This window comes from Novosphingobium humi (assembly GCF_028607105.1).
GTDB lineage: Bacteria > Pseudomonadota > Alphaproteobacteria > Sphingomonadales > Sphingomonadaceae > Novosphingobium > Novosphingobium humi.
The window spans coordinates 134,510-156,324 of the sequence record NZ_CP117417.1 but is presented as its reverse complement, the minus strand read 5'-3'; the positions used below and the strand labels follow the sequence as shown (position 1 = coordinate 156,324).

The following is a 21,815-nucleotide window of genomic DNA, read 5'->3' as shown; positions in this document are numbered from 1 at the left end:
TCTTCTGTCTCAAACCTGAGAATTGGAACGCTTATTCCTCGCCCTTGTTCAGGTAATCACCGGCATCGGCGTCGAGGCCATGGGTTTCCCCTTCCATCGGCGCCAGCGGATCGACCAGACCAGCGGCCTCAGGCCCCTGAGCCAGTTCGGCCGCATGCTCTTCGGCCGCCGTTGCCGGAGCGATCAGGTGCTCCTGCAGCTTGCGATACGAGGCGCGCAGCGCCGCATCGCGGCTGGAGGCAGCCACGCGGATGCGGTTCATGCCCGCGCCGGTACCGGCGGGGATGAGGCGGCCCACGATGACGTTTTCCTTCAGACCGATCAGGCTGTCCTTCTTGCCTTCGACCGCCGCCTGCGTCAGCACGCGGGTGGTTTCCTGGAACGAAGCGGCCGAGATGAACGAACGCGTCTGGAGCGAAGCCTTGGTGATGCCCAGCAGCACCGGCTTGCCCTCTGCCGGACGCTGGCCTTCGGTCAGCTTGGCATTGGTTTCCAGCATTTCTTCCAGATCGACCTGCTCGCCCGGCAGCAGCGTGGTATCGCCACCGAACGTGATCTCGACCTTTTGCAGCATCTGGCGAACGATCACCTCGATGTGCTTGTCGTTGATCTTCACGCCCTGCAAGCGATAGACTTCCTGGATTTCTGCGACGAGATATTCGGCCAGCGCCTCGATCCCCATCACTTCCAGAATGTCATGCGGGTTGGGCGAGCCCGAAATCAGGTTGTCGCCCTTCTTGACCCAGTCGCCTTCCTGAACGTCGATCACCTTGCTCTTGGGGATCAGGTATTCGACCGGTTCGCCTTCCTGCGGCACAATGGCGATCTTGCGCTTCGCCTTGTAATCGCGGACAAATTCAATGCGGCCCGCGATCTTGGCGATCACCGCATTGTCCTTGGGAATGCGCGCTTCGAACAGTTCGGCCACACGCGGCAGACCGCCGGTGATGTCGCGTGTCTTGGCGGCTTCGCGCGAGGCACGGGCGATAACGTCGCCCGATTCCACGAACTGGCCATCCTCGACCGAGAGCGTCGTGCCCGGCGCCAGCATATAGCGCGCCGCCTCGCCCGAACCTTCGTCCAGCAGGGTCAGACGGGGACGCAGGTCCTCCTTCTTGCCGCGGCTGGTCGAGCGGTTTTCGGTGATGATGCGCTGGGTCATACCCGTCGCTTCGTCCACCTGCTCGGTCAGGGTGCGGCCGTCGATCAGGTCCTGATACTTCACGATACCCGACTTTTCGGTGATGATCGGGGTGGTGAACGGATCCCATTCGGCCAGACGTTCGCCCTGCTTCACGGTCGCGCCGCTCTTGTGGAGCAGATGCGTACCATAAGGCACACGGTGCATGGCGCGCTCGCGGCCATCGGTGTCGATCAGCGCGATTTCGCCATTGCGGGCAAGGCTGAGCAGACGCCCGCGCTTGTCGACGATGGTCGGGATGTCGCGATATTCGACGTGACCGTCGCACAGCGCTTCAAGGTTCGACTGTTCGTTCACCTGCGCCGCGCCACCGATGTGGAACGTACGCATGGTCAGCTGCGTGCCGGGTTCACCGATCGACTGGGCGGCGATAACGCCGACCGCTTCACCGATGTTGACCGGCGTACCGCGTGCAAGGTCGCGGCCATAGCAGGTGCCGCAGACGCCCTGAGTCGCCTCGCAGACCAGCGGCGAGCGGATGCGCGCCGACTGGATGCCATGCGATTCGATCAGCGCCACCGCCGGTTCGTCCAGCAGCGTGCCCTTGGCCACGATCACCGAGCCATCCTTGGCAAGGATGTCATCGGCCAGAGTACGGCCAAGGATACGCTCGCCCAGCGAGGCGATGGTGCTACCGCCCTGAACGATCGCGCGCATTTCCAGAGCGCGTTCGGTGCCGCAGTCATTGATGATGACCACGCAGTCCTGCGACACGTCGACCAGACGGCGGGTCAGGTAACCCGAGTTCGCCGTCTTGAGCGCGGTGTCCGCCAGACCCTTACGGGCGCCGTGGGTCGAGTTGAAGTATTCAAGAACGGTCAGACCTTCCTTGAAGTTCGAGATGATCGGCGTTTCGATGATCTCGCCCGACGGCTTGGCCATCAGGCCGCGCATACCGGCCAGCTGCTTCATCTGGGTTGGCGAACCACGCGCGCCCGAGTGGCTCATCATGTAGATCGCGTTGATCGGCTTTTGACGGCCGGTCTCGGGGTCCACAGGGCTGGACTTCAGCTCTTCCATCATGGCCGCGGCCACCTGATCGCCGCAACGGCTCCAGGCGTCGATGACCTTGTTGTACTTTTCCTGCTGCGTGATCAGACCGTCCTGATACTGCTGCTCATAGTCGGCAACCAGTTCCTTGGTCTCGGCCACCAGCGCATCCTTCGAATCCGGGATGATCATGTCATCCTTGCCGAAGGAGATGCCCGCCTTGAACGCGTGGCGGAAGCCAAGGCTCATGATGGCGTCGGCAAACAGCACCGTGTCCTTCTGGCCGGTGTGGCGATAGACCTCGTCGATCACGTCGCCCACGTCCTTCTTGGTCAGCAGGCGGTTGACGACGTCGAAGGGCACCTTGTGGCTGTGCGGCAGGCATTCGCCGATCAGCATACGGCCCGGAGTCGTTTCAAAACGCTTCAGATAGGTCTTGCCGTTTTCGTCGGTCTGCGGAACGCGGGCGATGACCTTCGAGTGCAGCGTGACGGCCTTGGCCTCCAGCGCCTGATGCACTTCGGCCATATCGGCCAGCAGCATGCCCTCGCCCGGCTCGCCTGCGCGGTCCATCGAGAGGTAATAGATGCCCAGCACCATGTCCTGCGAAGGCACGATGATCGGCTTGCCGTTTGCGGGCGAGAGGATGTTGTTGGTCGACATCATCAGCACGCGCGCTTCCAACTGGGCCTCAAGGCTCAGCGGAACGTGGACGGCCATCTGGTCACCGTCGAAGTCGGCGTTGAAGGCCGAGCAGACCAGCGGGTGAAGCTGGATCGCCTTGCCCTCGATCAGCACGGGTTCGAACGCCTGAATGCCCAGACGGTGCAGCGTGGGCGCGCGGTTGAGCATGACGGGGTGTTCGCGGATGACCTCGTCCAGGATGTCCCAGACTTCCTTGCGTTCCTTTTCCACCCACTTCTTGGCCTGCTTCAGGGTCATCGACAGACCCTTGGCGTCCAGACGGGCGTAGATGAACGGCTTGAACAGTTCGAGCGCCATCTTCTTGGGCAGGCCGCACTGATGCAGTTTCAATTCCGGCCCGGTCACGATCACCGAACGGCCCGAATAGTCGACGCGCTTGCCGAGCAGGTTCTGACGGAAGCGGCCCTGCTTGCCCTTGAGCATGTCGGACAGCGACTTCAGAGGACGCTTGTTGGCACCCGTGATGACGCGGCCACGGCGGCCGTTGTCGAACAGGGCGTCAACGGCTTCCTGCAACATGCGCTTTTCGTTGCGCACGATGATGTCGGGCGCGCGCAGTTCGATCAGGCGCTTGAGACGGTTGTTACGGTTGATGACGCGACGATAAAGGTCGTTCAGGTCCGAGGTCGCAAAGCGGCCACCGTCCAGCGGCACCAGCGGGCGCAGATCCGGCGGAATGACCGGCACCACGTCGAGGATCATCCATTCGGGGCGGTTGCCCGAATCGATGAAGCTTTCCACGACCTTCAGGCGCTTGATGATCTTCTTGGGCTTCAGTTCCGACTTCGTCTCGGCCAGTTCCTTGAGAAGGTCTTCCTTCTCCTGAACCATGTCGAGGCTCATCAGCATGTGCTTGACCGCCTCGGCGCCGATCCCGGCGCTGAACGCGTCTTCGCCATACTCGTCCTGATAGTCGAGCAGCTCATCTTCGGTCAGCAGTTGGTACTTTTCAAGCGGGGTCAGGCCCGGCTCGATCACCACATAGGATTCAAAGTACAGGATGCGTTCCAGCTGCTTCAACTGCATGTCGAGCAGCAGGCCGATGCGCGAAGGCAGCGACTTCAGGAACCAGATATGCGCAACCGGCGCGGCCAGTTCGATATGGCCCATGCGCTCGCGGCGCACCTTGGTCACGGTCACTTCGACGCCGCACTTTTCGCAGACGACGCCCTTGTACTTCATGCGCTTATACTTACCGCAAAGGCACTCATAGTCCTTCACGGGGCCGAAGATACGCGCGCAGAACAGGCCGTCACGCTCGGGCTTGAACGTACGGTAGTTGATCGTTTCCGGCTTCTTGATCTCGCCGAAGGACCAGCTGCGGATGCGCTCAGGCGAGGCCAGACCGATCTGGATCTGGTCGAAGGTTTCCGGCTTCGCCATCTGATTGGTAAATTTGGTCAGGTCGTTCATATGTCGTCCCTCTAAGGGGTCAAATCTCTGGGGCGAAGGGCGGGCGACCGGTTAAGGCCGCCCTGTTCCCTCACTCCGCCGCGTCGGCCAGATCGTCGCCATCCTCGTCGGTCAACGAGGACAGTTCGACATTCAGCCCCAGCGAGCGCATTTCCTTGACGAGCACGTTGAAGCTTTCGGGGATACCGGCCTCGAACGTGTCGTCGCCCTTGACGATGGCTTCATACACCTTGGTGCGGCCCACCACGTCGTCCGACTTGACGGTGAGCATTTCCTGAAGCGTGTAAGCCGCGCCATAAGCCTGCAGCGCCCACACTTCCATTTCACCAAAGCGCTGACCACCGAACTGCGCCTTACCGCCCAGCGGCTGCTGGGTAACAAGCGAGTAGGGCCCGATCGAACGTGCGTGGATCTTATCGTCAACCAGGTGGTGCAGCTTGAGCACATACTTCATGCCCACGGTCACCTTGCGGTCGAACGCCTCGCCGGTGCGACCGTCGAACAGGGTCACCTGACCCGATTCATCCAGCCCCGCCTTGCGCAGCATCGCGGTCACATCGGCTTCCACCGCACCGTCGAACACCGGCGAACCCATCGGCACGCCGTTGCGGACGCTCTGGGCCAGCTCGATGATCTCCAGATCGCTGCGGTCATCCAGATCGGCGGTGTAATTGTCGCCGTAGATGTCCTTGAGCAATTCGCGCACCGCTTCGGGGGGCTCGCCCGCCTGCGGGTTCGGATTGGCTTCGCGCCATGCATCCAGTGCAGCACCGATCTTGCGACCCAGACCGCGAGCGGCCCAGCCCAGATGGGTTTCGAAGATCTGACCCACGTTCATGCGCGAAGGCACACCCAGCGGGTTCAGTACGAAGTCCACCGGCGTACCGTCCTCGAGGAAGGGCATGTCTTCCTGCGGCAGGATGCGGCTGATGATGCCCTTGTTGCCGTGACGGCCGGCCATCTTGTCGCCCGGCTGCAGCTTGCGCTTCACCGCCACGAACACCTTGACCATCTTGAGCACGCCCGGAGCCAGTTCGTCGCCGCGCTCCAGCTTTTCCTTGCGGTCCTCGAACTTCTCGACGATCGCCTTGATGGCCGTGTCATACTGCGCCTTGGTCGCTTCCAGCTGCTGCTGGCGCGCATCATCGGCCACGGCAAACTTCCACCATTCGTAGCGCTCGACCTCGGCCAGCACTTCTTCGGTGATCTCGATGCCCTTCTTCAGACCCTTGGGCGCGGCTGCGGCCACCTGGCCGATCAGCATGTCCTTGAGACGGTTGAAGGTGGCGCGGTTCAGAATCGCGCGCTCGTCCTCACGGTCCTTGGCGAGGCGTTCGATTTCCTCGTTCTGGATCGCGCGGGTACGGTCGTCGATTTCGATACCGTGACGGTTGAAGACGCGAACGTCGACAATCGTGCCGGCCACGCCCGGCGGCAGACGCAGCGAGGTGTCGCGCACGTCGCTGGCCTTTTCACCAAAGATCGCGCGCAGCAGCTTTTCTTCCGGCGTCATCGGGCTTTCGCCCTTGGGCGTGATCTTGCCGACAAGGATATCGCCCGGATGCACTTCGGCGCCGATGTAAACAATGCCCGCTTCGTCGAGATTGCGCAGCGATTCCTCGCCCACATTCGGGATGTCGCGGGTAATGTCTTCAGGCCCAAGCTTGGTGTCGCGGGCCATGACTTCAAATTCCTCGATGTGGATCGAGGTAAAGACGTCTTCCTTCACGATGCGTTCGCTGATCAGGATGGAGTCTTCGTAATTGTAGCCATTCCAGGGCATGAACGCGACCAGCACGTTGCGGCCCAGCGCCAACTCGCCCAGCTCGGTCGAGGGACCGTCGGCAATGATATCGCCCTTTTCGACGCTGTCGCCCACCTTCACCAGCGGACGCTGGTTGATGCAGGTCGACTGGTTCGAACGCTCGAACTTTTGCAGCGTATAGATGTCCACGCCCGACTTGCCCGGCTCGATGTCGCCCGACACGCGGATCACGATACGGGTGGCGTCCACCTGATCGACGATACCGGCGCGCGAAGCAGCAATCGCGGCGCCCGAATCGCGCGCCACGGTTTCTTCCATGCCCGTGCCGACGAAAGGCGCATCGGCCTTCACCAGCGGCACAGCCTGACGCTGCATGTTCGAGCCCATGAGCGCGCGGTTGGCGTCGTCATTTTCCAGGAAGGGAATGAGCGAGGCGGCCACCGAAACGAGCTGCTTGGGGGAAACGTCCATCAGCGTGATCGTTTCGCGCGGCGCCATCACGAATTCGCCGTTCTGACGCGCGCTGACCAGTTCTTCGACAAAAGAGCCATCCGCGTTGGTTTCGGCCGAAGCCTGCGCCACCGTGTGCTTCTGCTCTTCCATCGCCGAGAGATAGACCACGTCGCCCGTGACCTTGCCGTCGATTACCTTGCGGTACGGGGTTTCGATGAAACCGTACTTGTTGACGCGCGCAAAGGTCGAAAGCGAGTTGATCAGACCGATGTTCGGGCCTTCGGGCGTTTCAATCGGGCAGATACGGCCATAGTGCGTCGGATGAACGTCGCGGACTTCAAAGCCCGCGCGCTCACGCGTCAGACCGCCCGGCCCGAGCGCCGAAACGCGGCGCTTGTGCGTCACTTCGGACAGCGGGTTGGTCTGGTCCATGAACTGCGACAGCTGCGAGGAGCCGAAGAACTCACGCACCGCGGCCACGGCGGGCTTGGCGTTGATGAGGTCGTTGGGCATCACGGTCGAGACATCGACGCTGCTCATGCGCTCCTTGACGGCGCGCTCCATGCGCAGCAGGCCGACGCGATACTGGTTTTCCAGCAGCTCGCCCACCGAACGCACGCGGCGGTTGCCGAGGTTGTCGATGTCATCGACTTCGCCCTTGCCGTCCTTCAGGTTCACCAGCTCCTTGACGACGGCCATGATGTCGTCGGTGCGCAGCGTGGTGATCGTGTCATCGCATTCCAGGCCAAGACGCATGTTCAGCTTGACGCGGCCCACGGCCGAGAGGTCATAGCGGTCAGCGTCAAAGAACAGGCCGGCAAACAGCGCTTCGGCGGTTTCGCGCGTCGGCGGTTCGCCGGGGCGCATCACGCGATAGATGTCGGCCAGAGCGTGATCGCGGTCTTCGGCCTTGTCGGCCTTCAACGTGTTGCGGATCCACGGACCAGTGCTGACATGGTCGATGTCGAGCAGTTCGAAAGCGTCAATCCCGGCAGCGTCGAGCGCGGCCAGGTTTTCGGCCGTCACTTCCTCGCCGGCCTCGATATAAATCCGGCCGGTCGATTCATTGATCACGTCATTGGCGCTGTAACGGCCAAAGATTTCCTCGGTCGGGATCAGCAGATCCTTGAGGCCGTCCTTTTCCGCCTTGTTGGCAGCGCGCGGGCTGATCTTGGTGCCCGCTGCAAAGACCACTTCACCGCTGGCCGCATCGACGATGTCGAAGGCGGGCTTGGCGCCGCGCCATGCTTCGGCAACATAGGGGATCTTCCAGCCGCCGCTCGCGCGGTTCCAGACGATCGTCTGATAGAAATAATGCAGGATCTCTTCGTCGTTCAGACCCAGCGCATGCAGCAGCGCCGTAACGGGCAGCTTGCGCTTGCGGTCGATACGGACGTTGACGATGTCCTTGGCGTCGAATTCAAAGTCCAGCCACGAGCCGCGATAAGGGATCACGCGGGCGGCGAACAGGAACTTGCCCGAGGAATGCGTCTTGCCGCGGTCATGGTCGAACAGCACGCCCGGCGAACGGTGCATCTGCGACACGATCACGCGCTCGGTGCCGTTGATGACGAAGGTGCCGTTCTCGGTCATGAGCGGCATGTCGCCCATGTACACGTCCTGCTCCTTGATATCGAGCACCGACCGGGTTTCGGTCTCGGCGTCGACTTCAAACACGATCAGGCGCAGCGTCACCTTCATCGGAGCGGCATAGGTGATCCCGCGCTGACGACATTCAGTGATGTCGTACTTGGGCTCTTCCAGTTCGTAATGGACAAAGTCCAGCTCGCTGGTGCCGGCAAAGTCGCGGATCGGGAACACCGAACGCAGCGTCTTTTCCAGCCCCGAGACGTAACCCACAGCGGGGTTCGAGCGCAGGAACTGCTCATAGGATTCGCGCTGAACCTGAATCAGGTTCGGCATCTGCGTCACTTCGTGAATATCACCGAAGATCTTGCGGATCCGGCGCTTGGCCGAAGCGCGGGAGATGGGCTGGGTTGCCATAGGGCTAGACTTTGCCTCTTTCGTTGATGGCGCAATGCCTCTTTTTCGCGGAAAAAAGAGGCACGAAGCCGAAAAATAATGCCATGCGCGGGGTAAATGGCGGCACCATTAAACGCACAAAAGGCCGCTGGCGAATCACCCCGTAATCGGAGTGAAGGCCCGCAGCCTCTGGCGTCAGATGCAACACCACCGCCTCCTTTCGTGGATGACCCCCGCGCTGGGCCGCCCTTGCTCGAAGCGATGGAACCGGCGGGCATTAGGCGTGTGGGGGCGGTTTGTCAATTGTCGGAGGAATAAGGTTTGCCTCCGGCAGGCAAAGGGCGGGGCCCTTTGCAATCCCATTATTTGGGGGTGCGCCCGGTTGGCAAGGTGGCGCTTATCCCATCAAAGCCTGCGGCGCGGGCAAGCAGCGCTGATCGGAGCCGCAGGCTTTCAAATTCAAACCACGCGCCCAACACCCAAGGCCGAACCCATAACGCAACGCCGACATTAACGGGATTGCAAAGGGACGAGTCCCTTTGCCCGCCGGAGGTAAAACCTCCTCCATTTACCCCCGCAAATCCTCAATCATCAACCCGGCGGTCGCCTTTGCGCTGCCCACAACGCCGGGAATCCCCGCCCCCGGATGCGTCCCCGCGCCCACGAGATAAAGGTTAGGAATCACATCATCACGGTTATGCCCACGGAACCACGCACTTTGCGTCAGGATCGGTTCGAGGCTGAAGGCGCTGCCCATATAGGCGGAAAGGTCGGTTTCGAAATCGGTGGGGGCGTAGTGGAACTTGGTGGCCACTCGGTCATGGATATCCGGGATCAACCGGCGGCCCACCTCGTCCAATATCCGCTTTTCGAGGATCGGCCCGACCTGATCCCAATCCACCGCCAGCTTGCCCCGATGGGCCACCGGCACCAGCGCATAAAACGTGCTGCGCCCCTCGGGCGCCATGGACGGGTCGGAGGCGGTGGGATGGTGCAGATAGATCGAGAAATCGCGCGGCAGCACGCCATTGTCGAAAATATCCTCCAGCAGGCCCTTATAGCGCGGCCCGAACAGGATCATGTGGTGGGGGATATGGGGGAATTGCCCCTCCAGCCCGAAATGGACGACGAACAGGCTGGGCGACCAGCGTTTACGCGCCAGCGAACGGGCATATTCCGCCCCGCGCGGCGTATCGCCCAGCAGATCGCGATAGGTGTGCATCAGGTCGCCGTTGCTGGCCACGGCATCGAAGCGTTCGCGCCACCCGCTCTTGGTTTCCACCTCATGCGCGCGATTGCCGATCGTGTGGATCCGCACCGCCCCATCGCCCAGCCGCAGCGTCCCGCCCAGCCGTTCAAACAGCGCGACCATGCCCGAAACCAGCCGATTGGTGCCGCCCCGCGCCCACCACACGCCGCCATCCTTTTCCAGCTTGTGGATCAGCGCATAGATGCTGCTGGTGGCCATCGGATTGCCGCCCACCAAGAGCGTGTGGAACGAGAGCGCCTCGCGCAGCTTCTCCGACTGAACGAACCCGGCCACGCGCGAATAGACGCTGCGCCACGCCTGATGCTTCATCAGCGCGGGGGCGGCCTTGATCATGCTCTTGAAGTCGAGGAACGGCACATGGCCCAGCTTGACATAGCCCTCGCGATAGACCTCGCCCGCGAAATCGAGAAATTGCTGATAGCCCGCCAGATCGCCCGGCGCCACGCGATTGATCTCGCTGCGCAATTTGGCTTCGTCATTGGAATAGTCGAAATGGCTGCCATCGGTCCATTGCAGGCGATAGAAGGGCATCACCGGCATCAGATCGACATCGCCTGCCATATCATGCCCTGTCAGCCCCCACAGTTCCGACAGGCAGGAGGGATCGGTGATCACCGTGGGTCCGGCATCGAACGTATGGCCGTCCCGCTCCCACACATAGGCGCGCCCGCCCGGACGCTCGCGCGCCTCGACCAGCGTCGTGGCGATCCCGGCGGATTGCAGGCGGATGGCCAGAGCCAGACCGCCAAATCCCGCGCCAATCACACAGGCCTTTTTCATGCGTCCTCGGTTTCCCCGGCAAAGGCCGGTATCGTTGTATCCTGAGACAGGCGCCCCGGCGCCCCCAGATCGGCCAGTTCGCGCCCCCGCCCGAGCAGACAGGCCAGCGCCGCCATCAACGGCACCGGCGGCCGCCCGACCAGCAGGCGGACCCGATCCGCCCATGTCGATTGCCCGGCATAGAACCGTTCGATCAGCCCGTCGCCCAGACGATAGAAGCGGGCAAACACCCGATGCCGCTTGTCAGGCCGCGCCGCGCCGAACAGCATCCGCGCCAGCAGGCGATAAAAGCCGCCCGCGCGCCAATGGGCCCGCGCATAATCCTCGACCGCACCGGCAATCGCCTCGCCCGACATGTCGGACATATCGGCAATCATCGTCGCCACGCGCACCGCCGTGGGCAGCGAATAGCCGGTCAGGGGATGAAACAGCCCCCCCGCCACGCCGATCCGCGCCACGCCATGCATCCCCTCGATCAGCGCATGAGGCTCGCCCTCGGCCACCACCGGCAACACGCCCTGCTCCTCGTCCAGCACCTCGACGATGGTCCAGCTGCGGCTCTTGGCATAGGCCTCGATGCGATCGCGCAGGGTGGGGGCGTCAATGTCGGGCGTGTCGGAGTAATAGGTGTCCTCGATGAATACCGTGTCATCCGAAAAGGGCAGGACATAAACAAAGCGGAACCCGTCATGCTGCGACCGGTTGCCGTCCATGATGATGGGGGCGCTCAGGCCATGGGGCGAAGCGGTCCGCACCACCTGACCCAGAAATTTCTGCCAACCGCCGCGCAGGCCCGGAAAGGCCGCCGCGCCGCGCGCGTCGATCACGGCCCCCGCGCGAAACTGCCGCCCGTCGGCCAGCGTGAAACCGCGCCGGTCATAGGCCGTCACCGTGGCCCCGGTCAGGATCGAGCCCGCAGACAGCGCCTCGCGCAGGGCCGCATCGAAACGGGCGCTGGAAATCGTGCGATAGGGATTGCCAAGATGGCGGCGGTTGCCGGAAAAGCGCACGCTGTGGCTGCCCCATTTGCCCACCACCAGAGGTTTGAGCAACCAGCGCGCGGCCACCGGAATGTCGCTGAGGAAGAAGGACCAGAAATGGTGCCCTCCCAGCTTCTCCTCGCGCTCGACCAGCAGGATGCGCAAATCAGGCCGACGCGCCGCCAAAGCCAGCGCCACCAGCCCGCCTGCCAATCCGCCCCCGAGGATGGCAATATCCGTGTCATTTCCCGCCATGGCCCCAAGTCTATGTTAGCAACCGCTTTCCGGCAACCGACCATAGGGGCAAATCCGTGAGAAATTTCGAGATGGCCGAACCTGCGGCAAAACCGGCCCTCAGCGCGCTTGCCAAGGCCTTCGCCTTCGCATAACCTGCCATGCATATCCCCGGGGAGCCATGTGGCTGAGAGGTGGGCCTAACGCCCCACGACCCGCTGAACCTGAACCCGTTAATCCGGGCGTAGGGAGGGAAGCGTCTGTCGGCCCGGTATGGTGCCCCCCGCTCCTCCTCTCCTGACGCCGCAGAATGTGAAGGCGAGATAAAAACGAAAAAACAAAGGAGAAGGTATGCAGGAAGCTGGAGATCCCACGGCTTGGAGCGCTCTTATTCTTGGTCTGGCCGCCTTGGCGGCGGGGGCAGGGGCGCTGCGGCAACCGGGAGTTTGGCAAACCATGATCGGCGAGGTGGAAGGCTCACCCGCCTTGCAGTTTCTATGCGGCATGCTGGAACTGCTGGTGGGCAGCGTGGTCTATCTGGCCAATCCATGGATACCGCATGACCTTCTCACCTGCATCATCAAGGCATTGGGCGGACTGATGATGGCCGAGGCTCTGGCCATCCTGTTCGCCTGTGATCTTTATACCCAGATGTGGCTGAAAACCCTTGGCAATTTTCACAAGGGATGGGCCGGCATCACCACTCTCATCGGGCTGGCTCTGACCGTGATTGGCATGGCCCGCTTCGGATAAACAGCAGAAAGCACTCCATGGCCGACATCAACTCCCCCCTTGAAATTGGCGTCACCACCGGCGCGATCCGTGGCTCGAAAAAGATCTACGTCCCCTCGCCCAGCCATCCCGAAATCAAGGTTGCCATGCGCGAGATCGCGCTGGAGTCGTCGGCCAACGAGCCGGCCGTGCGGGTCTATGACACGTCCGGCCCCTATACCGATCCCAAGGCCACGATCGACATTGCCGCTGGCCTTGCGCCGCTGCGCCGCGAGTGGATTTTGGCGCGCGGCGATGTCGAGGAATATGACGCCCGCGCGGTCAAGCCGGAGGACAATGGCCTGAAGGGGCCTGATCGCAGCGGCGGCGTACCGCCCTTTCCGGCGGTCAACCTGCGGCCCCTGCGCGCGCGCGCCGGCGCCAATGTTTCCCAGATGCACTATGCCCGCCGCGGCATCGTCACGCCGGAAATGGAATATGTGGCCCAACGCGAAAACCTTGGCCGCGCGATCCTGAAGGAAAAGCTGGAGCGTGACGGGCAAAGCTGGGGCGCGGAAATCCCCGATTTCGTGACGGGCGAATTCGTGCGCTCCGAAGTGGCGCGCGGCCGCGCGATCATTCCCAGCAACATCAACCACCCCGAATCCGAGCCCATGGCGATCGGCCGCAATTTCCTGGTCAAGATCAACGCCAATATCGGCAATTCGGCCGTGGCCTCGGACGTGGCCTCGGAAGTGGACAAGATGGTCTGGGCCATCCGCCACGGCGCCGACACGGTGATGGACCTGTCGACCGGGCGCAACATCCATGACACGCGCGAATGGATCCTGCGCAACAGCCCCGTTCCCATCGGCACCGTGCCGATCTATCAGGCTCTGGAAAAGGTCGGCGGTATTGCCGAGGATCTGACCTGGGAAGTGTTCCGCGACACGCTGATCGAACAGGCCGAACAGGGCGTCGATTATTTCACCATCCACGCGGGCGTTCGCCTGCCCTACATTCCCCTCACCGCCAAGCGTGTCACCGGCATCGTCTCGCGCGGCGGCTCGATCATGGCCAAATGGTGTCTGGCGCATCACAAGGAATCGTTCCTCTACGAACGCTTCGACGAGATCACCGAGATCATGAAGGCCTATGACGTGGCCTATTCGCTGGGCGACGGTCTGCGCCCCGGCTCGATTGCCGATGCCAATGACGAGGCGCAGTTCGCCGAACTCTACACGTTGGGCGAGCTGACCAAGCGTGCTTGGGAGCAGGACGTTCAGGTGATGATCGAAGGCCCCGGCCATGTGCCGATGCACAAGATCAAGGAAAACATGGACAAGCAACTGGCCGCTTGCGGTGAAGCTCCGTTCTATACGCTCGGGCCGCTCGTCACCGACATTGCGCCGGGTTATGACCATATCACGTCGGGCATTGGCGCGGCGATGATTGGCTGGTTCGGCACCGCCATGCTCTGCTATGTCACGCCCAAGGAGCACCTTGGCCTGCCCGACCGCGATGACGTCAAGGTCGGCGTGGTGACCTACAAGCTGGCCGCCCATGCGGCGGATTTGGCCAAGGGCCACCCGGCGGCGAAATTGCGCGACGACGCCCTGTCGCGCGCGCGCTTCGAATTCCGCTGGCGCGATCAGTTCAACCTGTCGCTCGACCCGGACACCGCCGAGCAGTATCACGACCAGACCCTGCCCGCAGAAGGGGCAAAGACGGCTCATTTTTGCAGCATGTGCGGGCCGAAATTCTGCTCAATGAAGATCACGCAGGAAGTGCGCGACTTTGCCGCAAAGCAGAACGCGCCGATTGAAACCTTCGCCGCGGCCGAGGATGCCGAGGCGGGCATGGCGCAAATGAGTGAAAAGTATAAGGAAGCAGGCGATCTCTACATTCCGGCTGCGGAATAAGGGTTCGTTTGGAATGGATGAAAGGGTCGGGGGCCGGGGCGGCTCTCGGCCCTTTTGTTTTGTGTGGCGCGCGTGTTTGTTTTGCCTCCGGCGGGCAAATCTGCTTCCGCCCCAAAACGCCCCTTCCCTAAACCCGAAAAATCGCGCAGCGGTAAACCCCATGCACAACCCAACCGCCGACCTTGCCATCCGCCTTGCCCGCGCCAACTTCAACCGTGCGCTGGCGCAGAGCGACCTGAATGCCATCAGCGCTATTCTTGCCCCGCATGTGACGCTGATCACGGGCACGGACAGCGCGCTGCTGAACGGGCGCAAGGCGCAACTGCTGGCATGGAAGCGGGAGTTTGCCGCCCCTGTTGCGCTGCGCACCACCTATGTTCGAACCACCGAGGCTATTATTACAAGCGAGGCCGAACCAATAGCGATGGAGCAGGGCGCCTGGCAGGGCGTCGATGCCGGTGGCAAGGTGCAGGCCTCGGGCACGTATGCGGCGAAATGGCGCAATCTGGCGGCCAATGCCACGCAATCGCGCTGGGTGCTGGAGGCCGAGATTTTCGTGACGTTGAAATGATCGCTCGGCCTGCCGGGCGGGTCAACCAAGCCCGCCATAAAAAATCATAAAATTCGCCAATGTGGCCATTTCATTCATGGATTTGTCAGATGGGCCCTGCCATATCGACCGCGCGGCCTGGCCGGCTCTTATAGAAGAGGCTACCAACCGGCTGGGCCGCAACTCTCCAGACATGTTCGCACATGCAAAAGGGCGGCCGGAAGATATCTTCCAGCCGCCCCTTGCTTATCTCAGCATTCAGAAAGCACGGCCCGCTGGGGGCCGATCGCCTTACTGGCCTTCAACAACGTCCTTGTTGTCGAGGTGCTGGACTTCGTGCATGTCGAAGTTGACCGGAGCGCGGTTGAAGGTGCCCGACACGCCGTTCTTGGTCACCTTGAGTTCGAAAGGCACCTTGCCGTTATAGGCCGAGCCCTTGAGAACCTTGACGCCGTTCTGCACTTCCGAGGTGTAGGTGTAGGTCACGCCCTGATAGGTGAAGCTCTGCTTGGGGGCTTCTTCAGCGAAAGCAACGGCGGGCAGAAGAGCGAAAGCAGCGGCAGCGATAACAGTCTTGATCATGGCAATATCCCCTATTTGGTTAGGAACAATTGCCTCGAAGCACCCTTTATGTTGTTGAAGCCCGTGTAACGTGAATGGTGGGAATGTAGCAATTGCATTCACCAACGATATGGTTGCATTTTTCGCAATTATGCCAAAGCACACCCATGGGAAATCTCCACCTATATCGTTAGAATTCGGCATATTTCGGGGAAAAGCTGGCGATTGTGGGTTCAATGCGCGCAATCGCTCCGCATCGCGCTTGAATAGGAATGCATACAAGTTTGGCCCGCCGGATCGCGATCAATGTGCCAAATTCGCCACGTGATCCACGCGGCGAATCGGCGCTCAACAACCCTGCAAGAACCATTGTGGAATGATGCAGCGCACCATCAAGCCGCTATTCACCCGGATGCCACCCCGGCGGGGCCAGTTCAAACCCCTCAAAGGTAAATCCCGGCGCCACCACGCAACTGACCAGCGCCCAGCCATCGCCCGCCCGCGCCGATTGCCAATGCCCGGTCGGGATCACCCCCTGCGGCGCCTCGCCGTTCAGCACATCGCCGCCCAGACGGATCCAGCGCACCGGCCCGGCATCCCCCGGCGCCACGCCCAGATCCAGCGCCGATCCGCCATGCCACAGCCACACCTCTGCCGCATCAATCCGGTGCCAATGCGAGGTCTGCCCAGCTTCGAGCAGGAAGTAGATCGTGCTGACCCGGCCTCGCCCCTCACCCTCGCGCCATAATTCGACATACCATCCGCCTTCGGGGTGCGGCTGCATCCCCAATCGCTCGATGATCGCAATCGCCTGCGGATCACGCATCACCTATCTCCCAAAGCCAGCCACATCCGCCGCACCGCCTCCGGGTGGCACAGGTCCGTGCCCGGCGACATCACCGCCGCCGTCCCCGCCGCCATGCCCCAGCGGAATGCGCCCGCCGCATCCTCGCCGCACAGAAAGCCATGCACCATACCGCCCACGAAACTGTCGCCCGCCCCGGTCGCGCTTTTCACCGGCACGTCCAGCGCGGACCGCACGATCACCCCGCCAGCATGGGCCAGCACCGCGCCCTCATGCCCCATGGACACGGCCACATGCGCTGCCTTGCCGCTGCGCACCATCTCCATGGCCGCCTCGCCCACGGCCTGCGCATCGGGCAATTTGCGGCCGATCAGCGCCTCGAACTCGCCCTGGCTGGGCTTGACCAGATAGAGGCCGCCCTGATCCAGCGCCGCCGCCAGCGCCGGGCCGGACGTATCGACCACCACCCGCACATCGCGCGCCGCCAGAGCCGCCGCCACCCGCGCATAGAAATCCACCGGCACCCCGCGCGGCAAAGACCCGCTGGCCACCAGCCAGCCGTGTTCGAGCCCGGCCACATGGTCAAACGCGGCCTGCCACTCGGCCTCATCCACCAGCGGGCCATCGGGGACAAAGCGGAACTCCTTGCCGCTCGACCTTTCATAGACCGCCAGCGACTGGCGCGTATGGTCATGGATGGCGATGCGGTGCCGGTCCAGCCCATGCTGGTCCAGCAATTCGTCAAGCAGGGCGCCTGTCGCCCCGCCCGCCAGATAGATCACCTCGACCGCGCCAAGAGATGAAGCATGGCCCATCCGCGCCAGCACGCGCGCCACATTGATCCCGCCCCCGCCCGGATCGTAGCGCTCATTATGCGTGCGGATCTTGTGGGTGGGAAACACCGCCTCGGCCTCGCAGGCACCGTCGATGGCGGGGTTCATCGTCAATGTGGCGACGCGCATTCTTACCTCTTGCGCCTTATCTCTTGCGGACGAATTCGGCGCGCAGCACCAGCCCCTTGATCCCGTCATAGCGGCAATCGATCTCCTGCGGATCGCCCGTCAGGCGGATCGACTTGATCAAGGTGCCGCGCTTCAACGTCTGGCCCGCGCCTTTCACTTCCAGATCCTTGATCAACGTCACCTGATCGCCATCGGCCAGCAGATTGCCCACCGCATCGCGCACCTCGACCGTATCGGCGGCGGCGCGTTTCGCGGCCAGTTCGGAAGCCGACATCCATTCGCCGCTTTCCTCGTCATACACATAGTCTTCATCAGCGCTCATTGTCTCATTCCTTTCGTCATGGCCCTTGGCATGCCATCGCGGGTTTGGCCATCGGCCCGTCAATCTCCGGCCCTATCCGGTAATAATTTGTCGCGCTTTGCGCTGTGTCAGCCTGCGTTCACGCGGATCATGGCATTTGTTACAACAGAATTTCAGACAGGCCGTTCCCATCAAGGCCGATCACCGAGGATAGGCATCATGACCCATTCTTTGCAAAAAACCCTGCTGGCCGCCAGCGCGATCGCGGTCGGGCTCTCGCCTGTCGCGTCCGGCTATGCCTCGGCCCAGATCGGCGGCGCCTATCCCTCCGCACCCACGGGCCAGACCTATTCCAATCAGGGCGCTTATCCCAATCAGCCGGGATACAACAATCAGGCTCCCTATCCCAATCAGCCCGCCTATCCCAATCAGGGTGCCAATGCCCAGCAGGGCGGCTATGATTACCGCACCCCCCCGCCCGAACCGGCCGAACCGCAAGGCTATGACGGCCGCACCCCGCCTCCGCCCCCTCAGGGCTATGTGCCGGGCGGCGAGGATTACGGCGCGGATGCCCGTTATGCCGCCGACGCGGAAAACTGGGCCCGCAACAATTGCGTGAAATCGCGGGGCAATACCGGGGCGGGCGCTCTGGTGGGCGGCGTTTTGGGCGCGATCATCGGCGGCGGATTGGCCGGGCGCCATGACACGGGCGTCGGCATGGCGGCGGGCGCGGCAATCGGCGCGGTGGGCGGCGCGGCCGTGGCCAGCAGCAGCGGCGGCGAAACCAGCCCCGGCTGTCCTCCCGGCTATGTGACGCGTGGCGGCGCCCCGGCCTATGTCTATGCCCAGACCGACTATGTCTATGCCGCCCCGGCGTGGTATCGTCCGTGGGTCTATGTCGACAATGTGTGGGTCTATCGCCCCTATCCCTATCACAACTGGTATTACCGCACCTATCGCCCGATGCCGCGCGGCTATTATTACGGCGGGCCGGGCCGGGGCTATTACGGCGGGCGCGGCTATTATGGCGGCCGGGGCTATTACGGCCACCATCGCTGATCGTCAGAGGGGGAGGGCCGGTCACCGCGCCCTCCCCCCTTTTTTTCATGAGTTACGGATTGCCCCCGCGCCCCTGCGTTTGAAAGCCCGCGCAGGCATGGCCCGATCGGCCCAATTCCTCCTCGACACAGTTCCTCCTCGACGTGACCCGACCGCGCTGATAGCCGCAAGGGCCATGACGCAAGCGCCCCGACATCCGCTGCATTATCGCGACTTCCAATTCTACTGGCTGGCCCGCCTGACGGCGATGCTGGGGCATAATGCGATGGTGATGGCGCTAGGCTGGGCGGTCTATGATGTGGCGCGGTCCAGCTATGGCGTGCGCGCCGCCGCGCTGCGGCTGGGGCTGGTGGGGCTGGCGCAGTTTCTGCCCTTTCTGGTCTGCAACCCGCTGGCAGGATTGGCGGCCGACCGGCATGACCGGCGCAAGGTGGTGCGCGGCGCGCTGATCGGGCAATTGTGCTTTCTCGTCCCGCTCTGCCTGCTGGCGGCGCGGGGCGGGCTGTCGCTGATGGTACTGTATATTGTCGCGGCCGGTTTTGCGGCGGCGCGGGCCTTTTACATGCCGGCGATGAACGCGCTGCTCTCGGCCACGGTGCCGCCCGAGGTGCTGCCCCGCGCGATAGCGCTGGGGGCGATTGCCGGGCGCGTGGGGGGCATACTGGGGCCGGTGCTGGGCGGCTATGCCTATGCGGTGTCGCCGGGGGCGGCGTTTGGTTTTGCCGCAGTGCTGCTGGTTCTGTCGCTGGCGGCGCAAATGCTGATCAGCGCGGATGCGGCCCATTCGCGCGGATCGCGCGGCAGTCCGCTCGATCTGATGCGTGAGGGTCTGACCTATGTCCGCTCGAACCGGCTGCTGTTCGGCACGATCACGCTGGATATGTGCGCCACGCTGCTGGGCGGGGTGACGGCGCTGCTGCCGGTCTATGCGCGCGATATTCTGCATGTCGGGCCGGACGGGCTGGGGCTGCTGCGGGCCGCCTCCTCGGTGGGGGCGCTGGGCACGGCGCTGTTCGTTTCGTGGCGGCCGGTGGGCGATCATGTCGGGGCCAAGATGCTGGGCTCTGTGGGCATCTATGGCGTCTTTACCGTGGTGTTTGGCCTGTCCACCTCCTTCTGGCTCTCGGCGGGCTGTCTGGCGCTGCTGGGGGCGGCCGATATGGTTTCGGTGCTGATCCGGCAAACGCTGATGCAATTGTCCACCCCCGATGACATGCGCGGGCGGGTAGGGGCTATCTCGACGCTCTTCGTCTCGGCCTCCAATGAATTGGGCGAGATGGAATCGGGCCTTGCCGCCGCGCTGATGGGGCCGGTGGGGGCGGTGGTGTTTGGCGGGGCGGCCTCGATCGTGATCGCGGCGGGATGGGCGCGGCTGTTTCCCGTGTTGCTGGGCGCCCATGGGTTTGAAAACCGACCGGCGGCCTGAGGGCGCCGTCGGGCAATCATGCCTGATCGCTCTTGTTCGATACCGTCTTGTCATTCGACTCTTGATCCCGCGCGCGGCAAAAACAATATTTGTTGCAAATGGGAGCGCTATCATAGACAGCGTGACCGAGATTTCTGAGCCAGCCAAGGAGCCACCATGTCCTCTGCCACTTCGGGCGCCTATCTGATCGGGGCGCAGCGCCGCACCAGTGCCGCAAGCTTTACCGGAATCGAGGCCGCCACCGGCAAAGCGCTGGAAGGCGATTTCGCCATCACCACCGCCGATGACATTGCGCAGGCCTGCGCGCTGGCCGGGGCCGCCTTTGACGCCTATCGCGAGACCGCGCCCGATGCGCGCGCCGCTTTCCTCGACGCCATCGCCGCCGCGCTGGAGACCCGCGCCGAGGCGATCGTGGCCCGCGCGATGCTGGAAAGCGGTTTGCCGCAGGGCCGCCTGAACGGCGAGCTGGGCCGCACCACCGGCCAATTGCGCATGTTTGCCAAGGTCCTGCGCGAAGGCGATTGGGCGGGCGCGATCATCGAACCCGCTCTCCCCACCCGTCAGCCGCTGCCCCGCCCCGACCTGCGCGCGCGCCAGATTGCCGTCGGCCCGGTCGCGGTGTTCGGCGCGTCGAACTTCCCGCTGGCCTTTTCGGTGGCGGGCGGCGACACGGCTTCGGCGCTGGCCGCCGGTTGCCCGGTGGTGGTCAAGGCCCATCCGGCCCATCCCGGCACCTCGCTGCTGGCGGGCGAGGCGATTGCCGAGGCGGTTGCCGCCTGCGGCCTGCCCGAGGGCGTGTTCAGCCTGATCCAGGGGCCGGGCAATGACATCGGCACCGCGCTGGTCGCCAATCCGCATATCAAGGCGGTGGGCTTTACCGGATCGCGCGGGGGCGGTCTGGCGCTGATGGCGGTGGCGGCCGCGCGTGCCGAACCGATCCCGGTCTATGCCGAAATGTCCTCGATCAATCCCGTCCTGCTCTTCCCCGCCGCGCTGGCCAACCGGGCCGAGGATCTGGGCCGCGCCTATGTCGGCTCACTCAGCCTGTTTGCGGGCCAGTTCTGCACCAACCCCGGCGTGGTCGTCGCGCTCGATGGCCCCGACCTCGACCGCTTCCTTGGCGCGGCCTCCGAGGCGCTCAAGGGCGTGGCCCCGCAGGTGATGCTGACAGGCGGGATCGCGGCGGCCTATGCGCGCGGGATCGAGACGCTGAGCGGAGCCGAGGGTGTTTCCGTGTTGGCCGCTGGGCCGGACGGGGATGCGCAATGCGGCGCGGCGCGGCTGCTGGCCGTCGATGCCGCCGATCTGCTGAACAATTCGGCGCTGACGCATGAGGTCTTTGGCCCCTCCTCGCTGGTCATCCGGTGTCAGGATGCAGAGCAGATCGTCGCGGTTCTCGAAGGGCTGGAAGGGCAGTTGACCGCCACGCTGCATATTGACGAGGCCGACTATCCGCTGGCTGCGCCCCTGCTGCCCATTCTGGAGCGCAAGGTGGGGCGTATCCTCGCCAATGGCTGGCCCACCGGCGTCGAGGTTTCGCGCAGCATGGTGCATGGCGGCCCCTTCCCGGCCACGTCGGATCCGCGCACGACCTCGGTGGGAGCTATGGCGATCCACCGCTTCCTGCGCCCGGTCTGCTATCAGGCGCTGCCCGATGCGCTGTTGCCCGATGCGCTCAAGGCGGCCAATCCGCTGGGTCTGCCCCGCCGCCAGTTCGACTGACAGGGAAAGCCCCCGCAACACG

At 63.3% G+C, this 21,815-nt stretch carries 15 protein-coding genes and 1 riboswitch; of the genes, 6 read left to right on the top strand and 9 right to left on the bottom strand.

The annotated features are described in order from the left end of the window. Nucleotides 1-31: 31 nt before the first annotated feature. The 5 genes from rpoC to crtY all read right to left on the bottom strand — a co-directional run bounded on the left by rpoC (nt 32) and on the right by crtY (nt 11,795). Entirely contained in the window at nt 32-4,309 is a 4,278-nt protein-coding gene (rpoC, locus tag PQ457_RS00680) for a DNA-directed RNA polymerase subunit beta' (protein ID WP_273617914.1), read from the bottom strand. Nucleotides 4,310-4,379: 70 nt separating this feature from the next. Next, entirely contained in the window at nt 4,380-8,531 is a 4,152-nt protein-coding gene (gene rpoB / locus PQ457_RS00675; protein WP_273617913.1) for a DNA-directed RNA polymerase subunit beta, read from the bottom strand. 4 nt (nt 8,532-8,535) lie between these two features. Next, nucleotides 8,536-8,718, bottom strand: a complete 183-nt coding sequence (locus PQ457_RS00670; protein WP_273617912.1) for a hypothetical protein — start codon at nt 8,716-8,718, stop codon at nt 8,536-8,538. 360 nt (nt 8,719-9,078) lie between these two features. Beyond that, nucleotides 9,079-10,560: a phytoene desaturase gene (locus PQ457_RS00665; protein ID WP_273617911.1), complete on the bottom strand. Its 1,482-nt coding sequence runs from the start codon at nt 10,558-10,560 to the stop codon at nt 9,079-9,081. After that, nucleotides 10,557-11,795 (bottom strand): lycopene beta-cyclase CrtY, encoded by a 1,239-nt coding sequence (crtY, locus tag PQ457_RS00660; protein WP_273617910.1) that lies wholly within the window; start codon nt 11,793-11,795, stop codon nt 10,557-10,559. The genes PQ457_RS00665 and crtY overlap by 4 nt, the downstream gene beginning before the upstream one ends. 141 nt (nt 11,796-11,936) lie before the next feature. After that, nucleotides 11,937-12,042: riboswitch (TPP riboswitch) on the top strand. An 83-nt stretch (nt 12,043-12,125) separates the two neighbouring features. On the opposite strand from crtY, the gene PQ457_RS00655 reads away from it, so the two are divergent. The 3 genes from PQ457_RS00655 (at nt 12,126) to PQ457_RS00645 (ending at nt 14,978) form a co-directional block, all read left to right on the top strand. After that, nucleotides 12,126-12,527: a hypothetical protein gene (locus PQ457_RS00655; protein WP_273617909.1), complete on the top strand. Its 402-nt coding sequence runs from the start codon at nt 12,126-12,128 to the stop codon at nt 12,525-12,527. A gap of 17 nt (nt 12,528-12,544) precedes the next feature. Then, nucleotides 12,545-14,407 (top strand): phosphomethylpyrimidine synthase ThiC, encoded by a 1,863-nt coding sequence (gene thiC / locus PQ457_RS00650; RefSeq protein WP_273617908.1) that lies wholly within the window; start codon nt 12,545-12,547, stop codon nt 14,405-14,407. Between the two features lie 160 nt (nt 14,408-14,567). After that, nucleotides 14,568-14,978 (top strand): DUF4440 domain-containing protein, encoded by a 411-nt coding sequence (locus tag PQ457_RS00645; protein WP_273617907.1) that lies wholly within the window; start codon nt 14,568-14,570, stop codon nt 14,976-14,978. A gap of 270 nt (nt 14,979-15,248) precedes the next feature. On the opposite strand, the gene PQ457_RS00640 is transcribed toward PQ457_RS00645, so the two are convergent. The 4 genes from PQ457_RS00640 to PQ457_RS00625 all read right to left on the bottom strand — a co-directional run bounded on the left by PQ457_RS00640 (nt 15,249) and on the right by PQ457_RS00625 (nt 17,607). Next, nucleotides 15,249-15,539, bottom strand: coding sequence for a hypothetical protein (locus PQ457_RS00640; protein WP_273617906.1), 291 nt, complete (start codon nt 15,537-15,539; stop codon nt 15,249-15,251). Between the two features lie 379 nt (nt 15,540-15,918). Beyond that, the gene (locus PQ457_RS00635) at nt 15,919-16,344 is read right to left on the bottom strand and encodes a cupin domain-containing protein (RefSeq protein ID WP_273617905.1); all 426 of its coding nucleotides are present in this window, start codon (nt 16,342-16,344) and stop codon (nt 15,919-15,921) included. Beyond that, entirely contained in the window at nt 16,344-17,285 is a 942-nt protein-coding gene (locus PQ457_RS00630) for a 1-phosphofructokinase family hexose kinase (protein WP_273617904.1), read from the bottom strand. Before PQ457_RS00630 ends, PQ457_RS00635 begins: the two co-directional genes overlap by 1 nt. A gap of 16 nt (nt 17,286-17,301) precedes the next feature. After that, a complete protein-coding gene (locus PQ457_RS00625; protein ID WP_273617903.1) occupies nt 17,302-17,607 on the bottom strand; it encodes an alkylphosphonate utilization protein in 306 nt (101 codons plus the stop codon). 198 nt (nt 17,608-17,805) lie between these two features. Between PQ457_RS00625 and PQ457_RS00620 the strand changes: the two genes are divergently transcribed. From PQ457_RS00620 to PQ457_RS00610, 3 genes are all read left to right on the top strand, one after another. Beyond that, the gene (locus PQ457_RS00620) at nt 17,806-18,645 is read left to right on the top strand and encodes a hypothetical protein (RefSeq protein ID WP_273617902.1); all 840 of its coding nucleotides are present in this window, start codon (nt 17,806-17,808) and stop codon (nt 18,643-18,645) included. 175 nt (nt 18,646-18,820) lie between these two features. Further along, a complete protein-coding gene (locus PQ457_RS00615) occupies nt 18,821-20,071 on the top strand; it encodes an MFS transporter (RefSeq protein ID WP_273617901.1) in 1,251 nt (416 codons plus the stop codon). A 156-nt stretch (nt 20,072-20,227) separates the two neighbouring features. Beyond that, nucleotides 20,228-21,793: an aldehyde dehydrogenase (NADP(+)) gene (locus PQ457_RS00610; RefSeq protein WP_273617900.1), complete on the top strand. Its 1,566-nt coding sequence runs from the start codon at nt 20,228-20,230 to the stop codon at nt 21,791-21,793. The last annotated feature ends 22 nt before the right edge of the window (nt 21,794-21,815 follow it).